The sequence below is a fragment of the Synechococcus sp. O70.1 genome, from assembly GCF_047462215.1.
Lineage (GTDB): Bacteria > Cyanobacteriota > Cyanobacteriia > Thermostichales > Thermostichaceae > Thermostichus.
On the sequence record NZ_JANSIT010000007.1, the window covers coordinates 36338 to 61324 of the forward strand.

General features: G+C 60.2%; 23 protein-coding genes and 2 tRNA genes. 12 read left to right on the forward strand and 13 right to left on the reverse strand.

Going from position 1 to position 24987, the window contains the following annotated elements:
- Position 1: 1 nt before the first annotated feature.
- From NW833_RS05835 to NW833_RS05855, 5 genes are all read left to right on the forward strand, one after another.
- A complete protein-coding gene (locus NW833_RS05835; protein WP_414411854.1) occupies positions 2-640 on the forward strand; it encodes a DUF305 domain-containing protein in 639 nt (212 codons plus the stop codon).
- An 88-nt stretch (positions 641-728) separates the two neighbouring features.
- A complete protein-coding gene (locus tag NW833_RS05840) occupies positions 729-2339 on the forward strand; it encodes an apolipoprotein N-acyltransferase (protein ID WP_414411855.1) in 1611 nt (536 codons plus the stop codon).
- A gap of 60 nt (positions 2340-2399) precedes the next feature.
- Positions 2400-2472: transfer RNA gene (locus tag NW833_RS05845), tRNA-Thr, on the forward strand.
- Between the two features lie 108 nt (positions 2473-2580).
- Positions 2581-3189: a precorrin-6Y C5,15-methyltransferase subunit CbiT gene (cbiT, locus tag NW833_RS05850; RefSeq protein ID WP_414405802.1), complete on the forward strand. Its 609-nt coding sequence runs from the start codon at positions 2581-2583 to the stop codon at positions 3187-3189.
- A gap of 450 nt (positions 3190-3639) precedes the next feature.
- Complete coding sequence (locus tag NW833_RS05855; RefSeq protein WP_414396683.1) at positions 3640-3891, forward strand: ferredoxin-thioredoxin reductase variable chain; 252 nt, start codon at positions 3640-3642, stop codon at positions 3889-3891.
- On the opposite strand, the gene NW833_RS05860 is transcribed toward NW833_RS05855, so the two are convergent.
- Entirely contained in the window at positions 3888-4361 is a 474-nt protein-coding gene (locus tag NW833_RS05860; protein WP_414396686.1) for a phycobilisome protein, read from the reverse strand. The genes NW833_RS05855 and NW833_RS05860 overlap by 4 nt on opposite strands.
- 170 nt (positions 4362-4531) lie before the next feature.
- Between NW833_RS05860 and ftsH the strand changes: the two genes are divergently transcribed.
- Complete coding sequence (ftsH, locus tag NW833_RS05865) at positions 4532-6442, forward strand: ATP-dependent zinc metalloprotease FtsH (RefSeq protein WP_414405805.1); 1911 nt, start codon at positions 4532-4534, stop codon at positions 6440-6442.
- Between the two features lie 75 nt (positions 6443-6517).
- On the opposite strand, the gene glgP is transcribed toward ftsH, so the two are convergent.
- From glgP to NW833_RS05880, 3 genes are all read right to left on the reverse strand, one after another.
- Positions 6518-8719: an alpha-glucan family phosphorylase gene (gene glgP / locus NW833_RS05870; protein WP_414411856.1), complete on the reverse strand. Its 2202-nt coding sequence runs from the start codon at positions 8717-8719 to the stop codon at positions 6518-6520.
- Between the two features lie 290 nt (positions 8720-9009).
- The gene (locus tag NW833_RS05875; RefSeq protein ID WP_414411857.1) at positions 9010-10182 is read right to left on the reverse strand and encodes a SpoIID/LytB domain-containing protein; all 1173 of its coding nucleotides are present in this window, start codon (positions 10180-10182) and stop codon (positions 9010-9012) included.
- Between the two features lie 127 nt (positions 10183-10309).
- The gene (locus NW833_RS05880) at positions 10310-10831 is read right to left on the reverse strand and encodes a nucleoside deaminase (protein WP_414396719.1); all 522 of its coding nucleotides are present in this window, start codon (positions 10829-10831) and stop codon (positions 10310-10312) included.
- A gap of 205 nt (positions 10832-11036) precedes the next feature.
- Here NW833_RS05880 and NW833_RS05885 point away from each other — a divergent pair, with 205 nt between their 5' ends.
- The 3 genes from NW833_RS05885 to NW833_RS05895 all read left to right on the forward strand — a co-directional run bounded on the left by NW833_RS05885 (position 11037) and on the right by NW833_RS05895 (position 16989).
- The gene (locus tag NW833_RS05885) at positions 11037-12254 is read left to right on the forward strand and encodes an HhoA/HhoB/HtrA family serine endopeptidase (RefSeq protein WP_414411858.1); all 1218 of its coding nucleotides are present in this window, start codon (positions 11037-11039) and stop codon (positions 12252-12254) included.
- Positions 12255-12326: 72 nt separating this feature from the next.
- Positions 12327-13904: a serine/threonine-protein kinase gene (locus NW833_RS05890; RefSeq protein ID WP_414411859.1), complete on the forward strand. Its 1578-nt coding sequence runs from the start codon at positions 12327-12329 to the stop codon at positions 13902-13904.
- A gap of 286 nt (positions 13905-14190) precedes the next feature.
- Positions 14191-16989 carry a cation-translocating P-type ATPase gene (locus tag NW833_RS05895; protein WP_414411860.1) on the forward strand — a complete coding sequence of 933 codons (2799 nt, stop codon included), beginning with the start codon at positions 14191-14193 and terminating at the stop codon, positions 16987-16989.
- 45 nt (positions 16990-17034) lie between these two features.
- On the opposite strand, the gene NW833_RS05900 is transcribed toward NW833_RS05895, so the two are convergent.
- Positions 17035-17964 (reverse strand): TIGR01777 family oxidoreductase, encoded by a 930-nt coding sequence (locus tag NW833_RS05900; protein WP_414411861.1) that lies wholly within the window; start codon positions 17962-17964, stop codon positions 17035-17037.
- Between the two features lie 197 nt (positions 17965-18161).
- Between NW833_RS05900 and NW833_RS05905 the strand changes: the two genes are divergently transcribed.
- Entirely contained in the window at positions 18162-18719 is a 558-nt protein-coding gene (locus NW833_RS05905; RefSeq protein ID WP_414411862.1) for a hypothetical protein, read from the forward strand.
- Here NW833_RS05905 and hemB read toward each other — a convergent pair whose 3' ends face one another.
- Entirely contained in the window at positions 18720-19706 is a 987-nt protein-coding gene (gene hemB, locus NW833_RS05910) for a porphobilinogen synthase (protein WP_414405813.1), read from the reverse strand.
- The gene (locus NW833_RS05915) at positions 19703-20680 is read right to left on the reverse strand and encodes a lysophospholipase (protein ID WP_414411863.1); all 978 of its coding nucleotides are present in this window, start codon (positions 20678-20680) and stop codon (positions 19703-19705) included. Before NW833_RS05915 ends, hemB begins: the two co-directional genes overlap by 4 nt.
- Positions 20681-21013: 333 nt before the next feature.
- Between NW833_RS05915 and NW833_RS05920 the strand changes: the two genes are divergently transcribed.
- Positions 21014-21130, forward strand: a complete 117-nt coding sequence (locus tag NW833_RS05920) for a photosystem II reaction center protein I (protein ID WP_414362630.1) — start codon at positions 21014-21016, stop codon at positions 21128-21130.
- Between the two features lie 72 nt (positions 21131-21202).
- Here the strand turns inward: NW833_RS05920 and NW833_RS05925 are convergent, their stop codons facing one another.
- Both NW833_RS05925 and NW833_RS05930 read right to left on the reverse strand, forming a co-directional pair.
- Positions 21203-21643 (reverse strand): hypothetical protein, encoded by a 441-nt coding sequence (locus tag NW833_RS05925; protein WP_414411864.1) that lies wholly within the window; start codon positions 21641-21643, stop codon positions 21203-21205.
- 113 nt (positions 21644-21756) lie between these two features.
- Positions 21757-22335, reverse strand: a complete 579-nt coding sequence (locus NW833_RS05930) for a biotin transporter BioY (protein ID WP_414411865.1) — start codon at positions 22333-22335, stop codon at positions 21757-21759.
- Between the two features lie 76 nt (positions 22336-22411).
- On the opposite strand from NW833_RS05930, the gene hisN reads away from it, so the two are divergent.
- Positions 22412-23263 (forward strand): histidinol-phosphatase, encoded by an 852-nt coding sequence (gene hisN / locus NW833_RS05935; RefSeq protein ID WP_414411866.1) that lies wholly within the window; start codon positions 22412-22414, stop codon positions 23261-23263.
- Between the two features lie 73 nt (positions 23264-23336).
- On the opposite strand, the gene NW833_RS05940 is transcribed toward hisN, so the two are convergent.
- From NW833_RS05940 to NW833_RS05955, 4 genes are all read right to left on the reverse strand, one after another.
- Positions 23337-23407 (reverse strand) — tRNA-Gly (locus NW833_RS05940).
- 84 nt (positions 23408-23491) lie between these two features.
- On the reverse strand, positions 23492-23935 hold the full coding sequence (locus NW833_RS05945; protein ID WP_414392943.1) for a 2TM domain-containing protein: 444 nt from the start codon (positions 23933-23935) through the stop codon (positions 23492-23494).
- A gap of 76 nt (positions 23936-24011) precedes the next feature.
- Positions 24012-24569, reverse strand: a complete 558-nt coding sequence (locus NW833_RS05950; protein WP_414392945.1) for an SRPBCC family protein — start codon at positions 24567-24569, stop codon at positions 24012-24014.
- 89 nt (positions 24570-24658) lie between these two features.
- The gene (locus tag NW833_RS05955) at positions 24659-24904 is read right to left on the reverse strand and encodes a hypothetical protein (RefSeq protein WP_414392946.1); all 246 of its coding nucleotides are present in this window, start codon (positions 24902-24904) and stop codon (positions 24659-24661) included.
- Positions 24905-24987 lie beyond the last annotated feature (83 nt).

Sequence of the window (24987 nt, forward strand, 5' to 3'; positions counted from 1 at the left end):
GATGCGCCTGACGGCCTGGGCTCTCATCCTGGCTGGTGGGTTTGTCCTGGGGGCTTCCTGGGCTGGCAGGGAGCTGGAGGCAACTGCTCATGAGAGCAAGGGGAAGGGGGAGCTCTCGATCCATAGAGCTCATCAGATAAGCCTAGGCCCTGCCGACGAATCCTTCGACCTGCGGTTGCTGGATGCGATGATCCTCCACCACGAGGGAGCGGTGAGCATGGCCGCGGAGGCCCTGCAAAAATCCCAGCGGCGGGACATTCGTCAGTTAGCCAAGGATATCATGGCTGCCCAGAGCCAAGAAATCAAGCAGATGCAAGGCTGGCGGCTGAGCTGGTACCCGCAAGCTCCCCGGGATCCCGTCATGGGGCATGAAGAGATGGGCCACCAGATGGCCATGACTCCGGAGATGGCTGCTGCCATGCGCATGGATACCAACCTGGGATCCGCTGACCCTGAGTTTGACCTGCGCTTCCTGCAAGCCATGATCCAGCACCACGAAGGAGCCCTGGTCATGGCTAGAGAGGCTCTGGAAAAATCCCAGCGCCTCGAGATTCGGCAGCTGGCAACAGCCATTGTCACTACCCAGCAGGCGGAGATTGAGCAAATGCGGGCCTGGCAAAAGCGGTGGTATCCGCAGTAGGGCCGCTAGGGTAGAAAGATGAGGGGATGCGAGCAAGACCAGCTCTTACGGCTGCCCGCAGCACCCAAAGGATTTCCCCGTATTGCCAATGGCCCTGGAGCTGCCCTCTCTCCCTCAACACCCCGATTTGCTTCCACCGGTTCGCCAAGACCGGAGATCCCGCTGGCTGGCAGGGCTAGCTGTTTTGCTGCTGTGCTTGGGATCCCCCAACCGCTGGTTGCACTGGTTCCCAGGGGCACTACTGGGCCTAGCACCCCTGTTTTACCTCTGCGAACAGCAACAGGGGTGGAGGCGGTGGCGTTTGGCCTATGGCCTGTGGTTTTGCGTGTGCCTGTACGCCTTCTGGGTGGATCCCTTCTCCCTTCAAGTGCTCAGCGCTTGGGAAGTCTTGGGGGGAATGGTGGTGGCCCCCCTGATTCCTCTGTTTTTCACAACGGCCACCGTTTTAAGTTTGCAGTTGAGCCAGCCGCTTCCCCCCTGGGCCCGTCCCCTAGGGGTGGCCACGGTCTGGACAGGGCTAGATGGGCTGCTGGGCCTGCTCCGCTGGCCGATTCCCTTCCACTGGGGCTCCCTGCTGTTCGATTGGCCGCTGGGGATCCAAGTGGCTGATCTGGCGGGGATCTGGGGGGTGACCTTTTTTGCGGTCTTCGTCAACGGCGTGCTCTGGCAGCTGGCCCTCCAGCTTCCCCAGCTTTCCTTGCGGGGGGTGCTGAGTGCAGGGCGCAGAAACCCGGATTTCTGGCGGATCTTGGCCTGCGGCCTGGCTCTAGCAGGGCCAGTCTTGGCCTACGGGAGCGTGCGGCTGGCCTATTTCGATGTCCTGGCGGCAAGAGGAGGGAATCCCAGCTTTCGCGTGGGGACGGTGCAGCAGGTGGCCTGGCTAGAAGCCGATCGCAGTTGGGACTACCGCAGCCAGCGCTACCGCGAGCTGCACCAGCTTTCGGCCCAAGCGGTGGCCGAGGGGGCCCAGTTGGTGATCTGGCCAGAAGGAGCGCTGCGAGCCCGCCTGCTGAACACCCCGCTGCAACTCTATGTGATCGAGCCGATGCGAGCCATCCTTCCCCCTGAAGGGGCCTTGATTACCGGGGCAACGGAGCCCGATCCCCGCACGGTACATCTGCCAGCGGAGGAGCAGCGGTTTTTCAACACAGCCCTCCTCTTCGACGCCCAGGGCCAGGTGCAGGATTGGTTTGGCAAGCAGTGGATCTTTCCCTACTTCGAGTCGGGCCGCTACGTGCCCTCTCCCGATGGCTATCGGCCGCTAGCAGGAGGAGAGCTGTTTGGGCCTTTGGGGGTGATGATCTGCCTGGAGAGCGTCTTGCCGGCCCCCAGCCGAGCTCTAACTCGTGCGGGAGCGGAGTCGTTGATCGTGATCTCCGACAGCAGCTGGTTTGGCAACAGCCACTGGCCCATGCTCCACGGCCGGCTTTCGGTCTTTCGGGCGGTTGAAAACCGGCGCAGCGTGGTTTTTGTCAACAACACCGGCGGCAACTTGGTGGTGGATCCCTCCGGTCGAATACAACGCGTGGGCCCGATTTTTCAGCGCGGAGTGGTTACTGGGGAGGTGAGGCGGCAATCTCAGCTAACCTTCTACACGCGCACAGGCGACTGGCTGGCCTGGTTGACCTTAGGCCTTTCTCTGGGATTGAAGGCCTGGGGATCCCGAGCCAAGCCAGGATACGCTAAAATTCTCAGGTAGGGTTAGGGCTTTGCGGCAGGCAGTGCCTAGCTCCGCTTAAATGGAATCCGAGCCCTCCTTGCTGATGTAGCTCAGTTGGTAGAGCAGCTCACTCGTAATGAGCAGGTCATCGGTTCGAGTCCGATCATCAGCTTTAAAACCTGCCTTAGCTTTACAAGGGCTGTGGGGCGGGAGGGGCTGCCCCCTAAGCGTGGCTAGGTGATCAGCTGTCTCCTCACCTTCCCGGCCGCAGTTTTTGGCCATGACAACCCCTTTTCCTTGGCCCTACCGCACCCCCGGCATTCCAGACTCTGCCTTTGAGCGGATCCCGGGGATCCCTATGAGCCCCCGCGAGGTGCGGGTGTTAGTGCTGAGCCAGTTACGCTTGGGAGAAGACCACTGCCTATGGGATATCGGCGCTGGCACTGGCACCATTGCCATCGAGGCGGCCATTCTCTGCCCCCGCGCTTGCGTGATTGCCATCGAGCGCGATGCGGAGGTGGTCAGCTTGATCGAGAGTAACTGCCAGAAATTTGGCCTCAGCAACGTGCAAGTTATCCAGGGCACTGCTCCCGAGTGTCTGCATCAGCTTTCTCCGCCCCCCGACCGCCTCTGCATTGAAGGGGGCCATCCCCTCCGCCAGATCCTAGAGGCTGCTTGGCACTATCTCAAACCCAACGGCCGAGTCGTGGCCACCACCAATTCGCTAGAAGATCTCTACGGCCTCTCCGCCGGCCTGGCTGCGGTGGGAGCCCACCAGGTTGAAGTTATCCAGGCAGCAGTAAACCGTCTGGAGTCGCGAGGCCGCACCCAACTGTTGCTGGCTTTGGATCCTACTTTTGTGTTAAGCGGAGAGAAAAGCTCTAAATAGCTTGAGAGGTTTCTTCTCCGCTGCTTGCAAAGCTTTTTCTAAAGCAATGTGAATCAACCAAACCGAACCACCAGGACTCCAATTTTCTCCAGCTGCAGAGGGCAATGGAGAGATTTCACGTCCCCTTTCCAGAGTTGCAGGCAGTAAGGCTGGGGCGGCTGTTGATTCGACCTGCAGCGACTTGAATGCTATGGGGACTGGGGCATTGGCAATCGCTGCCGACAGGAAGTGATTTAGGCCAAGCCAGCCGAAGGAAAAGCCAGCTTGGGCTAGCGATGCCTCCTCGCTTTCCCCACTCTTCCCGAAACCCTAGTAGCAGCTGCCAATCCCCCACTGGGAGCCCAAGGAAGGCAACTGCTGCCTCATACATATTTCTCTACATTCTGAAGCCTTTGTTAGGGATCGAGGTAGAGTATTTCCAGAACAATTGCCTCTTCGGGAGAGCAAAGGATGAAAGTTGGAGATCGAGTACGGGTGCGCGCCAGCGTGATTGTCTATCACCACCCGGAACATCGCAATCAACCGTTTGACCTCAAGGGCATGGAGGGAGAAGTAATAGCTGTCATCCGGGACTGGAATGGCCGCCCTGTCAGCGCCAACTTTCCCTTTCAGGTGCAGTTTGGTAACAAGTTCCGCGCCCATCTGCAGGCGGAGGAACTGGAGCTGATCGAGGCGGCCCCCTTGCCGGAAACTCCTGCCTAGGAGAGACCTAGCAGGGTGCGGTTGGTTTCCAGAATTGGCTGGATTAAGGCAAACTCCGCCGGGGTAAGGTACTTGGCAATCACCTCCTGCAGAAGGCGGTAGGTGGCCTCGCAACTGCGCTGCGTGCGAAAGGCCCGCATCAAGGTCTGAAACCAGTAGAGGAATCGCTCCTTGTAGCGCTGCTCATCGTCCAAAAGCATGGCCAAAGCGGAAAGACGCAAAACCCGCACTGTGTCTGCCTTCCACTTGTTGCTGAAGTCCTCTATCCCCCGCATGAGCAAGTAGGGATCCAAGGCGCGCAGCTTGGCCTCCACCTCGCCGACAATCTGGGCTTCCGCCGCTTGAATTTTGCGGTAGGCGCTTAGCCGCAACTCAAAAGAAGCTAGGTAGGCCTCCATGAACTGCATCTCCTCATCTCGGAGATAGCGTCCGTCGGCGGCCAGGCTCAATTGGCGCAGTTGGGTCAGCATCGGGATACCAGAGGAATACAGGAGGGCATTCGCTTGCTTTTAAGCCTAGCGGCAGAAGGTGTGCCATTTGATTTCCGCTGGCTTCTCAGCTAGGTTAATATTGGTTAACAGTCTGCCAGTGGGCCCAGGCACCATTGGATAGAAAGCACCCTTTGGGAGGAAACACTTCCGTGAGTCAGAAAAGTAAAAACAAAAAATGGAGGAGTGCCGGCTTGTATGCCTTGCTGGCCATCGTCTTGATCTCGCTGGCCACAACCTTCTTCGGCACCCGCCCGGCTGAGCGCCTGGAGATCAGCTACTCGGATCTCATGAGCCGCGTAGAGCGGGGCGAGGTCAGCAAGGTTTTGGTTGAGGTTACTCCTGATGGCCGCCAAATTGCCATTGCTGACGCGGAGATCAACAGCCGCGCCACTCGAGTGCAGGTCAATCTGCCCCCCCTCACTCCCGACTTTGAGAACACCTTGCTTGCCAAAGGAGTAGAACTGGCAGTGCGCCCTGTTCAGGATGAGGGTTTGCTGGGGCGCATCTTTAGCACCTTCCTTCTACCTGTTTTGCTGCTGCTGGGTTTGTTTTTCCTGCTACGGCGAGCCCAGAATGGCCCTGGCAGTCAAGCGCTTAACTTCGGCAAGTCGAGGGCGCGGGTGCAGATGGAGCCCAAAACCCAAGTTACCTTCAACGATGTGGCAGGTGTAGACCAGGCCAAGCTGGAGCTGGCGGAGGTGGTAGACTTCTTGAAAAACCCTGAGCGCTACAACGCTCTTGGGGCGAGGATCCCGCGAGGGGTGTTGCTGGTCGGCCCCCCAGGCACCGGCAAAACTCTCTTGGCGCGCGCTGTGGCTGGGGAGGCAGGGGTGCCTTTCTTTTCCATTTCCGGCTCCGAGTTTGTGGAGATGTTTGTGGGGGTAGGGGCCTCGCGCGTGCGGGATCTATTCGAGCAAGCTAAGCAAAATGCCCCCTGCATTGTCTTTATCGACGAGATCGATGCCGTTGGTCGGCAGCGGGGAGCGGGTTTGGGAGGTGGCAACGACGAGCGGGAGCAAACTCTCAACCAGCTGCTGACCGAGATGGATGGCTTTGAGGGCAACTCCGGTGTCATTGTTATTGCAGCTACCAACCGACCCGATGTGTTGGATGCAGCGCTGCTGCGACCGGGGCGCTTTGACCGCCAAGTAACGGTGGACCGCCCTGACTTCCAAGGCCGCCTGGAGATCCTCAAAGTGCATGCCCGTGGCAAAACCCTGGCCGCCGATGTGGATTTGGAGAAGTTAGCCCGCCGTACCCCTGGGTTTACGGGGGCGGATCTAGCCAACCTGCTCAACGAGGCAGCCATCTTGGCGGCCCGCCGCAACCTCACGGAGATCTCGATGGACGAGATCAACGACGCGGTGGATCGAGTGCTGGCTGGCCCAGAGAAGAAGGATCGCCTCATGAGCGAGCGGCGCAAGGAGCTGGTGGCCTACCACGAGGCGGGCCACGCCCTGGTGGGAGCCCTCTTGCCCAACTACGATCCCATCCAAAAGGTCACCATCATCCCTCGCGGCCAGGCGAGCGGCCTTACCTGGTTTGTGCCCAACGATGACGACATGGGCCTGACTAGCCGTGCTCATCTCAAAAACATGATGACTGTCGCCCTAGGCGGACGGGTGGCCGAAGAGGTGGTTTATGGCGAGGCGGAGGTGACTACGGGGGCAGCCAGCGACCTGCAGCAGGTAGCCCGTATTGCCCGCAACATGGTGACTCGCTTTGGCATGAGCGACCGCCTAGGCAATGTGGCCCTGGGCCGCCAGTACGCCAACATCTTCCTAGGTCGCGAGATTGCTGCCGAGCGGGACTTCTCCGAAGAGACAGCAGCCCTTATCGACGAGGAAGTGCGGCGTCTGGTTAACGAAGCCTACCAGCGGGCTACCTATCTCATCCGGGAGAACCGCGCTCTCTTGGATCGCATTGCCCGTCGCCTGGTGGAGGCGGAAACCATCGACGGGGAAGAGCTACAGGCAATCATCGAGAGCTCTGAAGTGGTGATGCTGCCACCTGAGGAGGAGCCAGTGAGCTTGCCAGTGGCCCTCAACGTCAACGCTTAGGTCTCTCTCGCTGGAGGCGAGGTGGGGGATCCCTGCTTTCCAGGCAGGGATCTCAAGTTTTTCGAGGAGGCTGCCTTAGTCGACAACAGCCGAGCCCGACAAGAGGCGGCTCACCTCTGTTTCGGTGGCTCGAGGCTCGTACATCTTCACCACGTATTCGGCCACCATGCGGTCGGTGTTGAAAACCGGGTTGAGCGTGCGGATCGCCTCCTTCATGCGGGCAACCCAGCGGCGCGGGATCCCCTTTTCATCCCGCTCGTAGAACATGGGGATGATCTCGTACTCCAACACATCGTAGAGGGAGTTGGCATCCAGTTCATCTTGGATGGCGGGATCTAGGCCTTCAATGGCTTGTCCAATGGCCCAGCCGTTGCGACCGTTGTAGCCCTCAGGCCACCACCCATCCAAAACCGAGAGGTTGAGCCCGCCGTTGAAGCCCACCTTTTGCCCAGAGGTGCCCGAGGCTTCAAGAGGGCGCCGCGGGGTGTTTAGCCACAAATCCACCCCTTGGATCAAGTTGCGGCTGACGTAGGCATCGTAATTTTCAATAAAGGCAACCCTGTGGGCCACCTCAGGCCGATTTGACCATTCGACCACCCGTTGGATGATGCGCTTACCCTCTTCATCTCGCGGGTGAGCCTTGCCAGCAAAAATAATTTGCACAGGGTATTCTTTGTTGGTGAAGATGCGGGTAACCCGCTCCAAATTCCGCAAGATGAGGTCTCCTCGCTTGTAGGTGCTAAAGCGCCGGGCAAACCCAATCGTCAGGATCTTGGGATCCAGCAACTGGTTGACAGCCTGGATGCGCTCGTTGCTCTCTCCGCGGCTGCGCCGCGCCCGCAACACCCGGTGACGGGTAAAAGCCACCAGCCGCTCCCGCAGGGCTTCTTTGCACCGCCACAGTTCCTCATCAGGTATTTCCTCTGCCTTGGCCCATAGCTCCGGGTCGGATACCCGCTCGGGCCAGTCGGGACCTAGGTATTGGTTGTAGAGGTTCCAGAAAAGAGGAGCAACCCAGGTGCGGGCGTGAACCCCATTGGTAATGGAGCCAATGGGCACCTCATCCACGGAGCGCTCTGGGTAGAGCACATGCCAAATCTGGCGTGAGACCCGACCATGCAACTGGCTTACTCCGTTAGCCGCACGTGCGTAGCGCAAAGCCAGCACCGTCATGTTGAAGGGCTCCCAGGGATCCCCGCCGCGCCGCGCTCCCAGAGCCAAAAACTGCTCCCGCGTCAGGCCTAGTTGCGGCCAGAAAGAGGCAAAGAACGCATCCATCTCGCTGGGGCTGAAGGCATCGTGGCCAGCCGGCACCGGCGTGTGAGTGGTGAACACACATTTCTCGCGCACCTTGGCCTCTGCTGCCTCAAAGGGCGTGCCCCGCGCCACCTCCTCCCGCAGCAGCTCCAGGGTTAGGAAGGCGGAATGCCCCTCGTTCATGTGGTAGACCATGGGATCCAAGCCCAGCTGGCGCAGCAGCCGTACCCCGCCAATGCCGAGGACGCACTCCTGGGCAAGGCGCGTGTCGGTGCCCCCGCCATAGAGGTGGGCGGTGATCCAGCGGTCAATAGGATCGTTCTCCGGCAGGTTAGTGTCTAAGAGGAAAAGGGGAACCCGGCCCACATCGACCCGCCAGGCGCGCACCTTGACCAACCGCTGCCGCATTGACAGCTCCACCAGTAGGGGGCTGCCATCTGGCCGCCGCACTAGCGTTAGGGGCAGGGAGTCAACCTCACAGTCTTCGTAGAGCTCCCCTTGCCAGCCGCTGATGTCGAGGCGCTGCTGAAAATAGCCTTGGCGGTAGAGCAACCCCACGCCCACCATCGGCACCCCTAGATCGGAGGCGGATTTGAGGTGATCGGCGGCCAGCATGCCCAGGCCACCGGAGTAGATCGGCAAGGACTCGTGTAGACCGTACTCAGCGCAGAAATAGGCAATAGGGCGCTGCCAGTCGTAGGTTTTCATGGTGCGCTTGGCCCAGGTGTCCTCAGCTGCCATGTACTTGCGATAGGCTTGCACCATCCGATTGAGGGTGTTGAGATAGTTGACATCGGTGGCCAAGGCCGCCAAGCGCAAGTAAGAAACCTCCTCCAGCATGCGCACTGGATTGTGGGAGGTTTTTTCCCAGAGGGCAGGATCCATTTCCCGAAAAATGGTGAGGTGATCCGGGTTCCAAGTCCACCAGTAGTTGCGGGCAATCTCGCACAAAGGGGCAAGCGCCGGCGGCAGGGCCGGGCAACGTTCGGGAAAAGCAGAGGCTAGAGCAGCAAGGGACATAGGATAGATACCTGGGGCGGCGAAGTTTGATTGTACTGGTAAGCGTTTCTAACTGATTTTAGATTCAGCAGGATCTCTACAACCTGCAGTAGCTCCAAGCCAGATTTCCTCAGCCTTTATTATCCCAGCAGCTCAGCTTTCAATCTTAAAGAGGGCTGCTGGCCAGTCTTCGGCCCGTCTGGAGAGATGGCGCTGCATCCGGTTAACAGAGGGTAATTGCCACAAGCTCGGAAAAGCTTTAGCTGCCTTCGCTACCCAATGAGTTCTTTCGATAGGAGCTCCCACTGAACCTAGCGTCCCTCCACCACGGCCAAGCTGGTGTTGCGGTAGTAGTGGCTGAGGATCTGTTGGTAGGAGTAGTTTTGGCTAGCCAGGGCGGCAGCTCCCCACTGGCTCATGCCCACTCCGTGCCCGTAGCCGCGCCCTTGGATCTCGAAGAAAGCAGGGAAGCTTGCCCTAGCAGGAGTCAGGCTGGCGGTGGTGGCTGTCTCCCCACGCGGGCTGATGGTGATCATTGTGCTGCGCAACCCCAGGGCCTTGCGAAACTCGTTACCCCTGATGTCTTTACTGCCCTGGGATCCCACTAGGCGCAGGGTAATGGCCCGTCCCCAAGGGGAGCTGCGCAGGATCTCGATGGAACGGATGGCACCGATCCCGTCGGCCAACTGCTGGATCTGGTGAGCAGGAATGGTGGCCGTCCAGCTAAACACGGGCGAGTGGTGATCGAAGTCGGGCACTCCCTGCAAGTAGGGCCGCGACTCCAGCCAAACATTGCCGGCATCGTCTGTGTGCCCCCCACTAGAGGAGTGGAAAACGGCATTGATCAACTGCCCCTGGTGGACGAGAACCTGCCCAGCCGTCTCGCGGGCCGCCGCTTGGGTGCGGTTGGATTCAGCCGCCACCCCCTTGTAGACCTGCCAATCGACGCCATTTCCGATGTCAAAAGGCTGGTGAGAACGGCGACTGCGATGGTAGAGGGCATAGGTGCGGGAGGCCACGGCTTGGGCTTTGAGGGCCTCCATCGGGAAACGGTGACCCATCTCGCTGCCCACCACGCTGGAAACGTAGTCCTCCAAACCCACTTGATTGATGGCGATCACTCCCCTCTCGCCGGGGATCAGCTCTGCCCAGCCGCGGTACCAGTTCTGGTCAATGAACACCAGCCCCTCCGGCTCCGTAGGCTGGAGATAGAGGCGCTCTGCCTGGTGACCAGCTACGCTTACTGCTGAGCCTACCCGAATGGCCTGAAGGGGCTGCATGGCCGGGATCTCAGCTAGCAGCTGGCCTTGGGGGTTTAGGAGACGGGCCGGAGTAGAGCTGCCAAGCCTAACCTGTGGCTTGTTGACGGCAATGCCCACCCGCAGCAGCACCCGCGCCTGAACTGGGAAGGTCAAGCAAAGCCAAGCCCAAACCAGAAAGCCAGCTAGCCGAGCTAGTGGAGCAGAAAACTGCTTTTCAGGCACAGCCCCTATCCTCCGCACGAGACTACTTGGAAGCAGAAAACCTCCCGATTGCCCGCAAGGCTGGCCAACCCGTTATGACGATATATCAAAAACTGCCTGTAGAGGCACCTTCTTGGGCTCTCGCTCCTCACCAAGAGCTCCCCCGCCGGCGGCTAAACCACTCCTGCAATAGACGACGACACTCAGCCTCGCAGACCCCCCCGATGACTTCTGGGCAATGGAAGCTGGCAGCAGAAGCAGGCAAGTTGAGCACACTGCGCAGTGCGCCGGCCTTGGGATCGTCAGCACCGTAGATCACCTGGGCCAGCCGCGATTGGCTGATCGCCCCCGCACACATGGGGCAGGGCTCCAGGGTCACGTACAGCCGACAGCCCTGCAACTGCCAATCGCCCAGGCGCTGCCCCGCCTGCCGCAGGGCCAAAATCTCCGCGTGGGCCGTGGGATCCCGATCCCGCTCCCGCCGGTTGCCGCTCAGGGCCAGCAACTCTTCCCCTGGCCCGACCACCAGAGCTGCCACGGGCACCTCGCCCGCCTCCCCCGCTTGCCTAGCTTCTTCTAGAGCTAACTGCATCCAGGCGCGGTGGCGCTGCCACGGATCCCGCTCCTGGGGCAAAAAAGAGGGGATCTTGCCCAAATTGCCGATCGTCATTGAGCGTTTGAGCACTGCTGTTGCCTGCTAGATTTGCTAAGTTGAGCACAGGGCTCTCACTCATCTAAAGGGTAACGGGGGGCCAGGTAGGATAGGGTATAGAGGCGGGGTTAACCAAGCTGGCCTTAGTCAGCGGATTGGGTCTAAGCCTTCCCTATGCTTGCATTCGTTTTCTTGGCAATAGGGCTTAGCTGTGGGAGAGATCATGGCGCGGCTTTTACGGCAAACACTTCTGGCAATGGCTTTGTTTAGCGGCGGCCTCGCCTACGGAGTTTGGCTGTCGTCGCCAAGGGGGCAGGAGTGGCTGCAGCAAACTCCCCTTGCCTCTTGGTCGCAGCGGACCAGTGAGGGGGTGGGATCCCTTCTGCCTCGCCCCGAGGCTGCCAACTCTGCTGCTCCTGCTGACGCCGTCCGGCCCTCCAATTTTATTGCCGCGGTTGCCCAAAAGGTGGGGCCGGCAGTGGTGCGCATCGACGCCACCCGCACCGTGGCCAACCCCCTTGATCCGGAGCTGTTTAACCATCCCCTGTTCCGCCACTTCTTCCCGCAACTGCCGCAAGAGTTCCAGCAGGAAGGCACCGGATCCGGATTCATCATCGACGCCGACGGCCTGATCCTCACCAATGCCCACGTGGTGGAGGGTAGCGAGCGGGTTAGGGTGCATCTGCTCGATGGGCGCACCTTTGAAGGGAAAGTCAAAGGCTCAGACCCGGTGACCGACATCGCTGTGATCCAGATCGAGGGAGAAAATCTGCCCACGGTGACCCTGGGCAACTCTGACCAGGTGCGGCCAGGAGACTGGGCCATTGCCATTGGCAACCCACTGGGCCTGGACAACACGGTAACGGCGGGGATCATCAGTGCCGTTGGACGCTCCTCTGGGCAAATCGGGGCTGCCAACAAGCGGGTGACCTTCCTGCAAACCGACGCTGCCATCAACCCTGGCAACTCTGGCGGTCCCTTGCTGGATGCGGAAGGTCGGGTTATTGGGGTGAATACGGCCATTTTCCAGCGGGCTCAGGGTGTTGGCTTTGCCATTCCCATCAACCGCGCCATGGAAATTGCCGAGCGGCTGATCCGCGACGGCCGGGTGGAGCACGCCTTCCTGGGTATTCGCATGATTACCCTCAACCCCGATTTGGTAGCCCGCCTCAACCGCGACCCAGCGCGGCTCAGCCCGCTGACGGTGCAGGAAGGGGTGTTGATTGGGGAGGTGGTTCCGGGCTCGCCGGCTAAGCAAGTTGGCCTGCGCGAAGGGGATGTCATTGTTGAGATCGACGGCCAACCTATTCGCGACGCCGAGCAGGTGCAGCAGTTGGTGGATGCCGCCGGCGTGGGCAAGACCCTGACGCTGCGGGTCATCCGCGATGGACAAGTGCGCATCTTCCAGGTGAAAACGGGGGTGCTGCCCCCAGACTTCTAGGGAGCTTTCCAAGCCCTCAAGTCATGGATCCCCGTAACAGAATGACTCTAGGAGCGGGGAAGAGGGGTGCGCATGGCTTGGGCAGTTGGCGAAACATTGCAGGGGGGGTGCTACCGCATTGAGGCTGTTTTGGGGGAAGGGGGCTTCGGCATCACCTACCGGGCCTGGGATAGCGTTCGCGCCGAGCAGGTGGTTATCAAGGTCTTGAGCGACAGCCTCCGCAAGGATCCAGACTATCCTCGCTTTCAACAAAACTTCATGAACGAGGCGCTGCAACTGGCCCGCTGCCGTCACCCCCACGTGGTGAAGGTGGAGGAGGTCATTTGGGAGCGGGATTGTTGGTGCATTGTGATGGAGTACGTTCGCGGCCAGACGCTGCACCAGCTTTTGCAGCAAAAGGGGCCGTTGCCCCTGCCAGAGGCTCTGCGCCTGACGCGGGAGGTGGGATCTGCCCTCATGTGCTTGCACGAACAGGGGATCCTGCACCGCGATGTAAAGCCCGCCAACATCTTGGTGCGGGAGGGATCCGGACAGGCGGTGTTGATCGACTTTGGGCTAGCGCGGACTTATAGGCAGGGGCTCATCCAACGCCACACCTCCTACGGCACCGATGGCTATGCTCCCCTGGAGCAGTACGACAGCCTGCGCCGCCGCGGGGCTTTTACCGATGTCTATGCCTTGGCTGCTACCCTCTACACCATGCTGACGGGGATGGTGCCCCTCTGTGCGCCGGTGCGGGCCACAGGTCGGCAGTTGGATCCTCCCCGCCGCCTCAACCCCAGCATTCCTGAAGATGTGGAGGCTGCTATCCTCAAAGGGATGGCCCTCCACCCCGAAGACCGCCCGCAAACGGTAGCTGAGTGGCTGGCCCTGCTGTCGGCAGACTCAGCCCTGCAAGAGAAGCAGCCAGCTACCTTTGAGCCTGCCATCCGCACCCAAGAACTGCGGGAACTGGAACAGCTTCTGGCCCAGCAGCAACCCCAAGATGAGCTGGAGCAGCTCCTGGCCAACCACTCCGCAGAAGAGCTGGAGCAAATGGTGGCACCCCCCACCCCTGCCCCAACAAAAGGGGAGGCGGGATCCAGAGCCCTGATTTTCCCTGAGGTCTCTCGAGAGGGATCCCTGCCTGCAACTCTCCCCTGGCCAGACTGGGTGGGAGAAGCGGCGCCTGCCCTGCAAGGGCTGTGGGATCGGCTGCGGGCCGGCCAGTGGGGGGAAGCTGATCGGTGGACGACAGCTTTGATGCTCAAACTCAGTGGGCGCTCCCAGGTAGGCTTTTTCGACCCCAAGGATGTTGAGGCTTTCCCGTGCCCTATGTTGCGGCTTATCGACCAACTCTGGATGCAGGCCAGCCATGGGCGCTTTGGCTTTACTGTCCAGAAGCAGCTCTGGCAGGAGTGTGACTCGGAGGGAAGAGGAGGGCTTCGTTCGAGATCTTTCTCCGCCTTGCCCCGCGAAGAGTGCATGGGAGAAAGAGTCGGCTGGTGGGTGCAGGGCCGCTGGCTGGGGTACGAGGAGCTTAAAACCAACCTGGAAGCGCCCAAGGGCCATCTGCCAGTGGGCTTTTTCTGGGGCTACTCAGGAGGAGTGCGCGCGGCCCTACTGATGCTAGATCGAGCGGTGCTGAAAAAGTTCAAAGCTTGCCTGTAAATAGAGCATCCCTCTTGGGGAGAAGGGCTGGGGGGTAAGGCAACAGGTGCACTTTGGCTAGCTACATGGAGTAGCGCTCCCGCTAGAGGAAATGAGAGGGCCAGCTTCCCGTCGTAGGCAAACTCGGCTATGGTCAGGGGACAGCAGGGGTAGCTGTCATGCCTCAGGGTTGGAGAGAGCCGCTTGGGGAGCGTCTTGCTGGGAAGGGGCAGACGGCATCCGCTAGGCTGTCAGAGAGAAGGGCGGGAAGCCCCTCCTACTGTTGTGTTGTGGTGGCTCACCGATCATGGCAAGATCTTCATCTCCCGAGCCGCTCTCGGTCATTGCCTGGCATGCTCTGCCAGAGGAGCAAGTCATCCAGAAACTTTTCGGAGAGGAGCTGTCTTTGGCAGGGCTGTTGGAAAAGGGCCTCTCTCAAGCCGAGGTGGCCCGGCGGCAGCAGCAATATGGCCCCAATGAGCTGAAGGCCAAGGCAGCTACCCCGGCCTGGCTTAAGTTCCTGCAGCAGTTTAACCAGTCGCTGCTCTACATCCTGCTGGTGGCCGGGGCAATCAAGGCGTTCCTGGGATCCTGGCGCAACGCCATCGTGATCTGGGCGGTGGTGGTGATCAACGCCCTCATCGGCTACATCCAAGAGTCCAAAGCGGAGGAGGCCATTGCTGCCCTGGCCAAGTCGGTGGCCACTGAAGTCACCGTGATGCGGGAGGGGCAGAAAGTGCGGGTGCCCTCACGGGAGCTGGTGCCAGGGGATGTGGTGCTCTTGAGCTCGGGAGACCGGGTGCCCGCCGACCTGCGCTTGCTAAGCGTGCGCAACTTGCGGGTGGACGAATCGGCCCTCACGGGAGAATCGGTGCCGGTGGAAAAACGGCTGGGATCCCTCCCCGAAGACACGCCGTTGGCCGAGCGCCAGAACATGGCCTATGCCGGCAGCTTCGTGACCTTTGGCCAAGGGGCGGGGGTGGTGGTGGCCATCGGTAACCAGACCCAAACAGGCCGCATCTCCAAGCTGATCGAGGAAGGGGGATCCCTGCAAACTCCCCTGACACGTAAGTTTGAGGCGTTCAGCCTGACTTTGCTGAAAATTATCCTCACCTTGGCTGCGCTTACTTTCCTGGTGGGGCTGGTGCAGGGCCAAGCGGCAGCGACTGTCTTTGAGGCGGCAGTGGCGCTGGCGGTGAGTGCTATCCCCGAAGGCTTGCCGGCAGTAGTTACCGTAACCCTGGCCATTGGGGTTTCCCGCATGGCAAAACGCCACGCCATTATTCGCAAGCTACCGGCAGTGGAAACCCTGGGCAGCGCCACGGTAATTTGCTCGGACAAAACCGGCACCCTTACAGAAAACCAGATGACGGTGCAGGCCATCTACGCCGGATCCCAGCTCTACCGGGTTACCGGCAGCGGCTACAGCCCCCAGGGCCAGATCCTGTCCCCGGCGGCTGATTCCCCCATCGAAATCCATCAATTGCCTGCTCTTGAGGCTTGCCTCGTAGCTGGCTGCCTCTGCAACGACACCCGCCTCCAACCCAAAGACAACGGCCAGTGGGAAGTTGTAGGGGATCCGACCGAGGCGGCTCTGCTTGTGGCGGCTCAGAAAGGGGGCTTGAATCGAGAAGATCTGCAGCGCTGCCGCCCTCGCCTAGATACCCTCCCCTTTGAATCCCAGTTTCAGTACATGGCTACCTTACACAGATTGGGGCCGGAGGAGCATTGCATTTACGTCAAGGGATCCGCAGAAGCTCTCTTGCCGCGCTGCTGCAGCCAGATGGGATCCCAAGGGGAGATCCAGCCCTTGGAAGCAGAGCCGATTCGCCAGCAGGTGGAGGCCTTGGCGCGGCAGGGGCTGCGAGTTCTGGCCTTTGCCCAAAAAACCGTCCCCAGCAGCCAAACTCAGGTGGATCACTCAGATCTAGAGGAAGGGCTGATTTTCTTGGGCTTGCAGGGGATGATTGACCCGCCGCGGCCGGAGGCCATTGCCGCCGTGCGCGCCTGCCAGAGCGCCGGGATCCAGGTGAAGATGATTACCGGCGACCATGTGCTCACCGCCCAAGCCATTGCCGAGCAGATGGGCCTGGGGGGTGGCAAACCGGTAAAAGCCTACAGCGGCCGGGATCTGGAGCAGCTCGGCCCAGAGGAGTTTGTTACCGCCGCCAACGAGGGATCCGTCTTTGCGCGGGTGGCCCCGGAGCAAAAGCTGCGCCTGGTGGAAGCTCTGCAGTCGCAGGGCCATATCGTGGCCATGACTGGCGATGGAGTTAACGACGCCCCGGCCTTGAAGCAGGCGGACGTGGGGATCGCCATGGGAAGGGGTGGCACCGAAGTGGCCAAAGCCGCCGCCGACATGATCCTGACCGATGACAACTTTGCCTCCATCGAGGCCGCCGTCGAAGAGGGGCGCACCGTTTACAACAACCTGCTCAAGGCCATCGCCTTCATCCTGCCGGTGAACGGAGGGGAGTCAATGACCCTTCTCCTCAGCGTCCTCCTCAACCGCGAGCTGCCCATTTTGGCCATCCAGGTGTTGTGGCTCAACATGATCAACTCCATCACCATGACGGTGCCCCTCTCCTTTGAGCCCAGCACGGGGCGGGAGATGACCCAACCACCGCGGGATCCCGACGCCAATTTGCTTTCTCCCCGGCTGCTGCAACGCATTCTGCTGGTTTCAGCCTTTAACTGGCTCTTGATCTTCGGGGTTTTTGAATACATCGAACAAACCACCGGCAACCTCAACCTGGCCCGCAGCATGGCCATTCAGACGCTGGTGATTGGGCGCATCTTCTACTTGCTCAGCCTCAGCCAGGCTATCCCTACCCTCTTGGGCCGCGGGCGCGCCAGCCAGTTGGAACGCCACGAACGCCTGATGGATGTGGCGGCTATCACCATCGGCATTGGAGCGGCCATCCTGCTGCAGATCCTCTTCAGCCAATGGAGCCTGTTCAACACTCTCTTCGACACGGCACCGCTAACTTGGGAGCAGTGGGGCTTCTGCTTGGTGGTGAGCCTGCCAATGATTGTGGTGGCAGCACTGGCCAACCGGGTGGATCCGGAAGGCGCTTCGCTGGCCCGCTTACCCAGGAAAACCTAAATCTTGGGGGACGGCGGCAAGGGCTTGCCTCCTAGATGGCTACGCTCAGCGGTTGCCCTGGGGGATGAGGAGTTGCCGCAAGGCTTCTTTGAGGTGGGGATATTGGAAGGTGAACCCCAGCTGCAGCGCGGCTTGGGGGATCACTTTCTGCCCCGTTAGAACCACCTGAGCTGCTTCGCCCAGCAGCAGTTCTAAGGCTAGGGCTGGCACTGGCAGCCACGAGGGGCGGGCCAGAACTTGCCCCAACGTGCGGCAGAACTCTTCCATTGGCACTGGGTTAGGGGCAGTGGCGTTGAAGACGCCGGATCCCTGCTGCAGCAGGAAGCAGACTAGACTCACCCAGTCGTCGCGGTGGATCCAGGAGACCCACTGCTTGCCAGAGCCAATGGGGCCGCCGAGGAAGAACTGAAAGGGGGCAAGCATTTGACCCAGGGCTCCTCCATCGGGCCCTAGGACAATCCCCGTGCGCAGGATGGCCAAGCGGATCCCCAGCTCCTCAGCCGGGCGGGCAGCCGCTTCCCAGGCCTGACAGACTTCTGCCAAAAAGCCCTGGCCAGGGGGATCTGCCTCCGTCAGGGGCTCTCCTTCGGGTCGGGATCCGTAGTAGCCCACCGCCGAGCTGCTGATCATCACCTGGGGCTTCTGGCCAAGGGAGGCGAGGGCTTGGACAAGGGCCTGGGTGGTCTCCACGCGGCTGCGGCGGATCTCTCTTTTCTTAGCTTCTGTCCAGCGGGAAGAAGCCAGGGGTTCTCCGGCCAAGTTGACGACTGCCTCGTACCCTTCCAGAGCTGAGGCCCAGCTTTGCGGTTGATAGGGATTGTACCCCAGCAGCTTGAGGTTGGAGGAGGCTCCCAGAACGCGGCGGGCCTGCTCAGGGCGGCGGCTCAAAACCAACACCTCATCTCCTCGCTCCAGCAGGTGGGCCACCAAGCGGCGCCCGATAAAGCCACTCCCACCCGTAACCGCTATGCGCATAGGCGGATCCCGACTCCTTGCATTCCCCCTGTCGAACCTCTAGCCTAGCGCGTCTGCGGTTTACCCCGCCTCCGCCGCGCTGAGTTGGCGCTAAAAGACAGAAAAGTCGTGGGCCAGCCCCTGACATGCTCGGAAAAATCGGCTTCAATAAGCCCTAGCTGCGCTTCCTGGTAGCAGCGGCGGCTCTTTACCTCCTTATGGCACCTAAGTCTGCTTCCCGCACTCTGGCTCGCTCCTTGCCTCTACAGGTGGAGCAAGTTGCTGGGCCTAGACTGCGCCTTTCCAGTCGCTCCCAGGGATCCTTAGCTCGGGTGCGGGGGCAGGGAACGCTAGCTGCCAACCGACGGACGATCCCTGTCCGGCCTTCTAGAACCTCGCCCCGACTGCGGAGACGGCCAGAGCCTCAAGCTTGGGAACTGCTCTGTCGCATCGGAGTGAATCTCCTGTTTACGGCGGCTGCTCTCAGCGGTCTGTACCGCCTTTTGCCCGTGCAATTGGCCCAGCATCACCGTCTAAAGGTTTTGGAGCAGAACCTCGAAGTCCTCTCAGCGCGAATCTCGCGACTGCGGGAGGAGTTGGATCGCGGCATGGATCCCTTGCAGCAGCAGGCCCTCATCAAGGAACGCCTCAACCGAGTGCCGCCGGATCAAATCCAGGTGCGCCTGGTGGATCCCAGCGCTCTAGTAGCCGACACGGAGAAAGAGGTGCCTCTTGCCTGGATTGGACAATCTCCCCAGTTGTCTAGAAGGCCTTAGCTAGGACTGCCGCAAAAGCAGGGCCGCCTCCTTGGCGAAGTAGGTGAGGATCATGTCAGCGCCGGCTCGCTTCATGGCCAAGAGCGATTCCATCATCACTTTCTTGCCGTCGATCCAGCCCTTTTGCTCGGCAGCCTTAATCATGGCGTATTCGCCGCTAACGTTGTAGGCAGCCACAGGCAGATTTGTTGCTTCCTTAACCCGATAGATGATGTCCAGGTAGGCCAAGGCCGGCTTCACCATCACCATGTCCGCCCCTTCCGCCTCGTCCAGCTCCACTTCTCTGAGGGCCTCGCGGGCGTTGGCGGGATCCATCTGATAAGTTTTCTTGTCCCCCCACTTGGGCGCAGATCCCAGGGCATCGCGGAAAGGGCCGTAGAAGGCAGAGGCATACTTGGCCGAGTAGGCCAGGATGGCCACGTCGGTGTAGCCTTGCTCGTCCAGGGCCTCGCGAATGGCGCCGACGCGACCGTCCATCATGTCGGAGGGGGCAACAATATCGGTTCCCGCTTCCGCTTGCGAGAGGGCCTGCTTAACCAGCACCTCCACTGTCTCGTCGTTGAGGATCACCCCGTCCCGCACGATGCCGTCGTGGCCCTCGCTGCTGTAGGGATCCAAGGCCACATCCGTTATCACCAGGATCTCGGGGATTTCCTGCTTCAGCCGCCGCACCGCCCGCTGGATCAACCCTTCTGGGTTAAAGGACTCCCGCCCCGTGGGATCCTTTTTCTCTTCCGGCACCACTGGGAAGAGAGCCACCGCTGGGATCCCCAAGTTGGCTGCTTCCTCCACCTCCTTCAGGAGCAGATCCAGAGTGTAGCGGTAGCAGCCGGGCATGGATTCCACTTCCTGCCGCTGGTTCTCTCCCTCCATAACAAACAGCGGGTAGATGAGATCCTGCACCCGCAGGTGGGTTTCCTGAACCAGTTGGCGAAGGGCCTCAGTGCGCCGCAGCCGGCGGGGACGGTAGATTAGGTCTAGGCTCATGGGAGCAAGCAGAAAGAGGGCCTCTCTATTTTGCCACGAGGGCCCAAGCGGCAGGGAAAGTGCCGATCCAGCCACTGGTAGAGAGTCTCCTGGACGGCTTCGGCTTGGCAGTCGTGTAAAAGGTCGTGGCGTGAGCAGGAGAAATCGTAGATCTCTCCCTGGGGCAGCCGGCGGGCAAACTCCACGGCGCCGGCAGGGTTGACGACGATATCGGCGGAGGTGTAGAGCACCAGAACCGGCAGCTCCAGGCGGTGGGCCTGCCCAAGGCAGCGCTGCCCGCTACGCACCAACTCCGCCGTAAACCGGGCCCGGGTAACGCCACACACGTAAGGATCTGCAGCCAAGACCGCCTGCTGCTCCGGTAGGGAAGTCACCCGCACCGGCTCGTAGAGGCCAGTCAGGGCCAACTGGGGCACAACCTTGTCCAAAACCTGCAGAAGACCCCAGGTAAAGCGGTTGAAATAGTGGTCGATACGAAAGGCAGGGGAGATGAGGATCAGCCCCTGCACTTGGTCGGGGTGAGCGAGCGCGTATTCCGTAGCCCAATTGGCCCCTGCGCTGTACCCGCACCAGACTTGGAGGATCCCTGGCTGGGGCCAAACTTGCTCGACGATTGCCTCTAGATCCGCCCGGTACTGACCAAAGTGATCGATCCAACAGCGGATGCCATCTGAGCGTCCAAATCCCCGCATGTCAGGCGCCAAAACCTCCCAGCCCCGGGCCACTAGTTCTTCCGCCAAGGGGCCAAACCCGCCGCCGTGATCCCCTTTGCCGTGCAACAGCAACACCCGCCCGCGCGGGGATCCCGGTGACCAGTGGCGGAGAAAAACCGTGGTGCCGTCCGAAAGCTCCAGTTCCTGGGATCGATAGATCTCTTGAGGCGACGGAGGTCTCGTCTGACTTGGCAGCCGCTCTTCTGGAGCCTCCCAGTGGCCTAACTGGCGACCTGGATGACCGGACAAGTCGAAGGGCATAGGCAGATGAGATACCAGCCGGCAAAGCCGCAGATCCCATCTTCCCACTCCCCTGTCGCTAAGCGACCGCAATGTTGCTTTTCGCTTTAAAATATTTCTTAACAATTTCACCTCTTGCCGGGGATCCGTGTCAGTTCAAGCTTTCTGCTTTTTCCGGGAGCAGGGGGGAAAGAGTTTTCGGGTTAAAAAGAGGCGCTGGGGAGGTATGATCCTGTGAAGAAGTTTTGCCAAGCCTCAAGTTGACGGGATCCCGTCGCTACGGCTTCTCCTTTCCCTTGAGCATTGCTCTACTGCTTGTCAGCTTTGTCTAGTTGGAAATGGGTTGTTGAAACTATGCTGTTACTGAAAATCTCAGTTTACGCAGTGGTGATCTTTTTTGTCGGGCTGTTTGTCTTTGGCTTCTTGAGCAACGATCCGGCCCGTAACCCCAACCGTCGGGATTTGGAGTGAGGGAACCTTGAGGGGGTGCCCAACGCATCCCCGCTGCGGTAGCTTTCAACCCAACACGGCGGCCTGGCTTGCCTACGGCAGCGCTGTGATGAGCAGGGTTTGGGATCCAGAGCGATTCTGCTGGTCAAAGGCGGTGATGCGGAACTGCCAAACGCCGGCAGGATCGCCAGGAGCAACCCGGAAGTCGGTGTTGAAGCTACAGAAAGTAGCACCTGGGCTACAGCCAACCTGCTGCGGGCTAAAGGCTTCTCTTTGCACGCGCGCGCCAAGCGGGTTAAAGGTTTCCAGTTCCACAAACTGGGTTGAGCGGGCACCGCCGGGCACACTGACTTGTACCGTAAAGGCGGGGGTGGAAGCGCCCACCCGCACAGAGGTAGGCGGATTGATGAAAGAAACGGTTGGGCTCTGGGGTGGGATGAGGATCGATCCCCCAGGGCTACTACCACTGCTGCAGGCGGTCAACGCCGTAGCCAAAAGGCCCGTGGCCGCAAGAGTCAGAGCAGCGCGCTGCATCTTTTCGTCTCCCTACAAAGCCTTTGCAGAAACCTGATGAAACCCCTTGCCCTGCAGCAAGCCCGCTTCTGGATCACCCTTTTTTCCCGTCCCAGCCATAGAGAGTCTTTGCGCTAAAGCAGCAGCAAGCGCCGCAGGAGCAGGGCTATGACGGCAGCGAAGCTAACCACGATAAGCTGTCCTGGCAGGGTATAGCCGGAGTAGAGCCGAAGCAACTTCAGCAACTCTCCATTCCAAGGCTGGGTAGCCAAGAGATAGATGATCCCGGTCAGGTGAACCAGGGCCAGGGCCACCAAACTGGCGGCGGCCAAATCCTGCAGACGCACCGGCGCAGAGATGCTGGGCAGCAGGTAGGGGTTGCGGCGAGAGAGAAGGGAAGTAGGCAGCAGGTGGGGATCCCTTTGTCGAAAGGCCATCGTCCCGCAGGCCCAGGCCGCAGGCAAAAACCCGAGCAAATAGCCAAAGGCGGGCTGGTACAGGTACTGCCACCCCCCTCCCTGGGCAAACACCTGCAGCCCTGCCAATCCCAAGCCTAGATAGACAAGCTGGGCGCACACTGCCGCCACCGGTCCCGCCAGACAGGCCGTTAGCAGCATGCCGCCGATTTGCAGGGAAAAGCTATATCCTCCCACCCCTGGCCACTGAGGCGGCAAGCTCACCTGGGTTAGGGTGCCCAAAATGGTCAAGATCACTCCAATTGCGGTCCAGAGCCATTCCAGAGGGGTTAACAGTCGGCCAGCACGCATAGCCGAGGGAAAATCTTTCCCTATGCTAGGAGAGAACACCGACGAGGTAGGCAAGAGAGTGGTTAAGCCAGAGTGGATTGCCTTGGCCCAGGCTCTAGCCGACGCAGCCGGAGCGGTGATCCGGCCTCTGTTTCGCGGGGAGCTGCAGGCCGAGTACAAAGAGGCTAGATCCCCTATCGTAACGATAGCCGACCGGGAAGCAGAACGGGCAATGCGGGCGTTGCTGGCCGCCCACGTGCCGGAGCACAACGTCCTTGGCGAGGAGTTTGGCTTCCACCAGACCGGATCCCCCTATACCTGGGTTTTGGATCCCTTGGATGGCACCATCGCCTTTTCCACCGGCAAGCCCACCTTCGCCACCTTGATCGCCCTTTTAGAAGAAGATCGTCCCATCTTGGGCATTATCGATCAGCCGGTGTTGCGCGAGCGCTGGGTGGGGGTGCAGGGACAACCAACCTGCTGGATAACCCCTTCCACCCAACAGCTTAGTCGCAGCAAAGCCACCACCGACCTCAGCCGCGCCTCTTTGAGCTGTACCACTCCTGATTTGTTTGCTCAGCCAGACCAGCAGCAGCGCTTTCAGCAGCTCAGCCGTTTGGTTCACATCACCTCCTACGGCGGCGACGGCTACCAGTACGGCCTCTTGGCCAGCGGCTACATCGATCTGGTGATGGAGTGCGGCCTCGCCCTCTACGACTTTGCTGCTCTTGTGCCCGTGATCGAGGGATCCGGCGGCGTGATTACCGATTGGTCGGGGGATCCCTTAACCCGCACTTCTAGAGGAGAAGTGTTGGCGGCGGCCAACCCGACGCTCCATCGACAGGCCTTGGCTGCTATTCAAGAGAGAGGCAAAACTCACCCCTCCCTTAGCTAAGCCCTCAGTCAGGCCTCCCCAACCTAGGGGCTAGGTTGCAGCCTGGATCTCTAAAAAAAAGATCTTGAGTACAAGCGGGCGAACGGAATCGAACCGTCAACAGCAGTTTGGAAGACTGCGGTTTTACCATTAAACTACGCCCGCACAGGTGTTTGCTTCTGCCCAACAATAATAGCACCTGGCGAGGGTACCCCCTCAAGAGGCTTCCCTTCAAAGACAAGAGGTGTCTCATCGGCGCTGGAGCTGCTTTTGGCGTTTTTTCTGCCACTGCCGAAACTCTTTTTCGTAGCGTTCCCCTTCCGTCTGGTAGGTGCTCCAGCCCTTGAGGGCAACAGCCAGGCCCCAGCCCATCAGTATAAACAGCGACCAAGACAGCCCTCCGCCGGAGAGCCAATCCAAGCCTACTAGGAAGCTGTTGACAATGGCATACCGCCCCAGCAATTGGTAAAACTGCCGCTGGCGGTAGCGTTGAAACTCACGCCGTTGGTTGGTTAGTTGCTGCCAGGCTCTCCATTCCCGCTCGGCCTCCTCCAGCTCTTGGGGGGAGATCCCCAGTTCGGCAGCCATCTCCTCCAGTTGCGAGCGGGTAAACTCACCAAGGCGCGGCTGGCGAGCGATGGCCCGCTGCAGGATCTGCTGCACGTCCTCTTGGCTGTAGCGGGATCTGGACATTTGACGAGAGGAAACCTGACGACTCTTAGTTTAGGGCAGGCAGACTTGGCAGCTCCCCAATCCCAGCCAAGGGTAACTAGGGAGAGGATCCCCCTAGACTTAGGCAGCGCTCCCGAATAGCCTGCAGGTTGAGGGCGAGATCGCGGCGGATGCGCCGTTCTACTAGGCCAACCGGCATGCGGCGCGGCGGTTGCACCTGCAGGTGGTAGGTGAGCAGGGTCTGCTGCTCTAGCCAGTCGGCTAGCTCCCAAAACCCCTCGAAGATGAGGAAATCCCCTTCTACTTCTTGAAAGCGCAGTTGGTGGGGAAACACTTCCTCGATAGCCAGCACCACCGCTGCAGAAAACCGGGCAAACAGAACTTGCTGGGATCCCACTTGACGCACCAGTTTGCGGCCATTCTGGCTGCCAAGGAGGCGACTTTCCACCAAGTTAGGAATAAACTCCGCCAGATGGTCGTAATCGGTTAAAACCTGCCAGACCTGCCGGCGCTCTACCGGGATCAAGATGCGGCCTTGCACTTGGCGGCGGCGCTCCCCCAAGTCTTCTACCTCTACCTGGATGTCTGAGAACTCCCTCCCGCTAAGGAGAGCAAGAGCTTCTAGGTGACCTTGTGGATCCTGGTCAAAAGGCATGGCAAGGAAAGGGTTGAAAGCCAAGGCAGAAGCTGCCAGCCCCTCAACAGGCTGAGCTCCCCTGGAGCATTGTATAAGGGATAACGATCCTAGGAGAGAAGAGCCCGGAACCAACTCAGGATTACCTGCCAAACTTGGTCGAGGAGGGCAAAGGGATCTCGCAGCTCCTGGAGCACCTGCTGCGGGCCGATTCTAAAGACCACGTACAAAACGGCTAGGAGGATCACGATCCCCACCGCTGTCCAGATGGCCTCTCGAACTACCCGCACCCAGAAGACCAGCATAAAAATGGCGATGGCTACAGCGGCAACCAGCGGCAGTGTCTCCAGTACCATCGTGCTTTCCCCCCTAGCTTAGTTTTGGCCTCTGAGGATCAGCCGAGCCGTCCTTGTTTTCCCAATCAAGAGTACAATCGAGC

Coding starts and splice junctions, on each gene's coding strand:
- NW833_RS05835 (WP_414411854.1), top strand. CDS start 2: ATGCGCCTGACGGCCTGGGCTCTCATCCTGGCTGGTGGGTTTGTCCTG.
- NW833_RS05840 (WP_414411855.1), top strand. CDS start 729: ATGGCCCTGGAGCTGCCCTCTCTCCCTCAACACCCCGATTTGCTTCCA.
- cbiT (WP_414405802.1), top strand. CDS start 2,581: ATGACAACCCCTTTTCCTTGGCCCTACCGCACCCCCGGCATTCCAGAC.
- NW833_RS05855 (WP_414396683.1), top strand. CDS start 3,640: ATGAAAGTTGGAGATCGAGTACGGGTGCGCGCCAGCGTGATTGTCTAT.
- NW833_RS05860 (WP_414396686.1), bottom strand. CDS start 4,361: ATGCTGACCCAACTGCGCCAATTGAGCCTGGCCGCCGACGGACGCTAT.
- glgP (WP_414411856.1), bottom strand. CDS start 8,719: ATGTCCCTTGCTGCTCTAGCCTCTGCTTTTCCCGAACGTTGCCCGGCC.
- NW833_RS05880 (WP_414396719.1), bottom strand. CDS start 10,831: ATGACGATCGGCAATTTGGGCAAGATCCCCTCTTTTTTGCCCCAGGAG.
- NW833_RS05885 (WP_414411858.1), top strand. CDS start 11,037: ATGGCGCGGCTTTTACGGCAAACACTTCTGGCAATGGCTTTGTTTAGC.
- NW833_RS05890 (WP_414411859.1), top strand. CDS start 12,327: ATGGCTTGGGCAGTTGGCGAAACATTGCAGGGGGGGTGCTACCGCATT.
- NW833_RS05895 (WP_414411860.1), top strand. CDS start 14,191: ATGGCAAGATCTTCATCTCCCGAGCCGCTCTCGGTCATTGCCTGGCAT.
- NW833_RS05900 (WP_414411861.1), bottom strand. CDS start 17,964: ATGCGCATAGCGGTTACGGGTGGGAGTGGCTTTATCGGGCGCCGCTTG.
- NW833_RS05905 (WP_414411862.1), top strand. CDS start 18,162: ATGGCACCTAAGTCTGCTTCCCGCACTCTGGCTCGCTCCTTGCCTCTA.
- hemB (WP_414405813.1), bottom strand. CDS start 19,706: ATGAGCCTAGACCTAATCTACCGTCCCCGCCGGCTGCGGCGCACTGAG.
- NW833_RS05915 (WP_414411863.1), bottom strand. CDS start 20,680: ATGCCCTTCGACTTGTCCGGTCATCCAGGTCGCCAGTTAGGCCACTGG.
- NW833_RS05920 (WP_414362630.1), top strand. CDS start 21,014: ATGCTGTTACTGAAAATCTCAGTTTACGCAGTGGTGATCTTTTTTGTC.
- NW833_RS05925 (WP_414411864.1), bottom strand. CDS start 21,643: ATGCAGCGCGCTGCTCTGACTCTTGCGGCCACGGGCCTTTTGGCTACG.
- hisN (WP_414411866.1), top strand. CDS start 22,412: ATGCTAGGAGAGAACACCGACGAGGTAGGCAAGAGAGTGGTTAAGCCA.
- NW833_RS05945 (WP_414392943.1), bottom strand. CDS start 23,935: ATGTCCAGATCCCGCTACAGCCAAGAGGACGTGCAGCAGATCCTGCAG.
- NW833_RS05950 (WP_414392945.1), bottom strand. CDS start 24,569: ATGCCTTTTGACCAGGATCCACAAGGTCACCTAGAAGCTCTTGCTCTC.
- NW833_RS05955 (WP_414392946.1), bottom strand. CDS start 24,904: ATGGTACTGGAGACACTGCCGCTGGTTGCCGCTGTAGCCATCGCCATT.